Source organism: Rhodopseudomonas sp., from assembly GCF_048594845.1.
GTDB lineage: Bacteria > Pseudomonadota > Alphaproteobacteria > Rhizobiales > Xanthobacteraceae > Rhodopseudomonas.
The window spans coordinates 1-3,010 of the sequence record NZ_JBMDXE010000123.1 but is presented as its reverse complement, the minus strand read 5'-3'; the positions used below and the strand labels follow the sequence as shown (position 1 = coordinate 3,010).

Genomic DNA, 3,010 nt, shown 5'->3' with positions numbered 1-3,010 from the left:
GAAGGCGGGCATTCAGCCTGCTGTGAAGGAACGCGGCGTCCTCGAAGCAGCGCTGAAGGAAAAGGGCCTTTCCGTGAAGTGGGTCGAGTTCGCCTTCGGCCCGCCGCTGCTCGAAGCGCTCAACACCGGCACTATCGATTTCGGTTACACCGGCGACACTCCGCCGATCTTCGCGCAGGCGGCGACTGCCAACCTGCTCTACGTCGCCGCCCTGCCCGGCTCCGGCAAGAACGAGGGCATCGTCGTGCCGGCCAACTCGCCGATCAAGACCGTTGCCGACCTCAAGGGCAAGCGCCTCGCCATTCCCAAGGGATCGAGCGCGCACAACACCGCGGTTGCGATCCTGGAAAAAGCCGGACTGCAGTTCACCGACGTCACAGCGGTTTATCTGCCGCCGGCCGACGGCACGGCAGCCTTCGCGGGCGGCACGGTGGATGCGTGGGCGATCTGGGATCCGTATCTGGCCCTCGCCGAGAAGAGCGGCGCGCGTGTGCTGAGCTTCGCCGGCGACGCCCACGAGTCGATCGGCTTCTTCCTCGCCAATCGCGAATTCACCAATGCGCATGGCGACGTCGTCGCGCTGCTCAACCAGACGTTCGCCAAGGAAGCGCAGTGGGCCAACGGCCATCATGACGAGATCACCAAGTCGCTCGCTGCATCCACCGGCGTCGATCCCGCGGTGGTGAGCAAGCTAGTCGGTCGCTCGGTGTTCCAGGTCACGCCGGTGACGGACAAGATCCTCGCCGAGCAGCAGCAGACCGCGGATCGATTCCACAAGCTCGGCCTGATCCCGAAGCCGATCAACGTACGCGACATCGTCTGGAAGTGGTCGCCGGCGTCCTGATCAACCGCGGATCAGCGCCCTATGGCGCTGATCCGCTTGCTCCAAACAGGTCAGCTCTTGTCTTTTGGCGGGAACACTCACACTTCGCACCTTGCTAACAAGAGAGTTCGTATCGCCGATTGCCGCTCATTCGGTTAGCTGTTCTTCCGGCTGGACGTGGGGTGAAAGGTTCTTTCGATTTTCACCGGCCCCGTTGTCATGCCTCATGAACCGCCGTTAGATCGTTGCGAACGCAGCCGCATCAGGCTGTTTTATTCTGCCGGTTCGTGAACGTCCCAATGAATTCACCCACGCCTGCTATATCCCGCGCGCTCGACCGATCCGATCTCAAGATCCTGCGGCTGCTGCAGGAAGACGCGACGCTGTCGGTGGCGGAGATTGCGAACAAGGTCGGCCTGTCGTCGACACCGTGCTGGAAGCGGATCCAGCGCCTGCAGATGGAGGGCGTCATCACCGGCCGGGTCGCGCTGGTCGATCAGGAAAAGATCGGGCTGGGCCTGTCGGTCTTCGTGTTCATCGAAAGCGGCGACCATTCCAAGGAATGGCAGGCGACGTTCGCGGCCACGCTGAAAGCGCTGCCTCAGATCGTCGACATGTATCGGCTCGCCGGCGACTTCGACTACGTTCTCCGCGTCGTCGTGCCGGACATGAAGAGCTTCGATGAATTCTATCGCAAGCTGATCAGAACCGCGGCCCTGAAGAACGTTACATCGCGTTTCGCGATGGAGAAGATCAAGTCGGTCACCGCGCTGCCGATCGCCTCCGCTGACTCGGCCCGCGCGATTTCTCCGTCGGGCTAGTCCGACGCACAGCAGGCACCAGCTCGATCGACGCTCACCGATCGATGACGAAGAAGGAGTTTCTCGAGGCGTCCGGCCGGGAAGTCCAAACGATCTGCATTTCGGAAAACTGCGGAATTGCCAGCGGCCACTCTTCTTCACAAACTATCAACTCGGCGCTGTGGTCCAGACCGATCGGCCCCGCACCTCTTTGGCAAGGATCCGTGATGACTTCCAGACGTTCATTTCTGCTGTCGACTCTCGCCGCCTCCGCGATCGCGCTCTCCACGAAGCCCGGCCGTGCGCAGTCGCCGACCGATACGGTGCGGATCGGCTACCAGCGCTCGTCGACGCTGGTCGCGGTGCTGAAATCGAACGGCGAACTCGAAAAGGCGCTCGCGCCTCTCGGCGTGAAGATCAGCTGGCACGAATTCACCAGCGGGCTGCCATTGCTCGAAGCGATCAATGTCGGCAGCATCGATTTCGGCGCGGACGTCGCCGACACCGTGCCGATCTTCGCGCAGGCCGCCGGGGCGCAACTCGCCTATGTGGCGGAAGAAGCCGCGTCCCCGGCCGCGCAGGCCATCCTGGTCGCGGCGCAGTCGCCGATCGCGACGCTGGCCGACCTCAAGGGCAAGCGCGTCGCCGTGACCAAGGGCGCCGGCAGTCATTATTTGCTGCTCGCGGCGCTGGCCAAGGCCGGGCTCACGTTCAAGGACATCACGCCGGCCTATCTGGCGCCGGCGGACGGCCGCGCCGCCTTCGTCAGCAACAATGTCGATGCCTGGGTGGCGTGGGACCCGTTCTACACCAGCGCCCGGCATCAAACCGGCGCCCGGATTTTGAGCGACGGCGCCGGCGGCCTCGCCAGCTACAAGCGCTATTATCTCGCGTCGGCGCCTTATGCAGAGAAGCGCAGCGACGTGTTGAACGTCATCTACGACAAGCTCGCGGACACCGGCCGTTGGGTCAAGGCCAATCCCAAAGAGGCCGCGACGCTGCTGGCCGGCCTGTGGAACATCGAGGCGCCGATCGTCGAGGAAGCCAACAGTCACCGCTCCTACGCGGTCGGCCGCGTCAGCCCGGATGGGCTTGCCGAGCAACAGAAGATCGCCGACGCCTTCTTCGCCGAGGAAGCGCCCTCCCCGACAGCGCAGGCGATCCTCGTTCCCGCCGATTCCGCGATCAAGACACCGGCGGACCTCAAGGGCAAGCGCATCGCCGTGACCAAGGGCGCCGGCAGCCATTATCTCCTGCTGGCGACGCTGGCCAAGGCTGGCCTCACCTTCAAGGATATCGATCCCCGCTACCTGACCCCCGCGGATGGCCGCGCCGCCTTTGTCGGCGGCAATGTCGATGCCTGGGTGGCGTGGGACCCGTTCTACAC

Annotated in this window: 3 protein-coding genes and 1 pseudogene; all 4 read left to right on the top strand. The window is 63.9% G+C overall.

Annotated features, from left to right (window positions below; translation table 11 throughout):
- The coding region (locus tag ACOJTD_RS07525) for an aliphatic sulfonate ABC transporter substrate-binding protein (protein WP_420132297.1) at positions 1–844 on the top strand (844 nt) is incomplete at its 5' end.
- 278 nt (positions 845–1,122) lie between these two features.
- Positions 1,123–1,644 (top strand): Lrp/AsnC family transcriptional regulator, encoded by a 522-nt coding sequence (locus ACOJTD_RS07520; RefSeq protein ID WP_420132296.1) that lies wholly within the window; start codon positions 1,123–1,125, stop codon positions 1,642–1,644.
- Between the two features lie 206 nt (positions 1,645–1,850).
- Positions 1,851–2,756: pseudogene (locus tag ACOJTD_RS07515) on the top strand (aliphatic sulfonate ABC transporter substrate-binding protein); the annotation flags it as partial.
- A partial coding sequence (locus ACOJTD_RS07510; protein ID WP_420132298.1) for an ABC transporter substrate-binding protein occupies positions 2,733–3,010 on the top strand: 278 nt, incomplete at its 3' end. The pseudogene ACOJTD_RS07515 and the gene ACOJTD_RS07510, both read left to right, overlap by 24 nt.

Bases quoted from the DNA above. Each gene is read 5' to 3' on its own strand.
- ACOJTD_RS07520 (WP_420132296.1), top strand. From the start codon at position 1,123: ATGAATTCACCCACGCCTGCTATATCCCGCGCGCTCGACCGATCCGAT.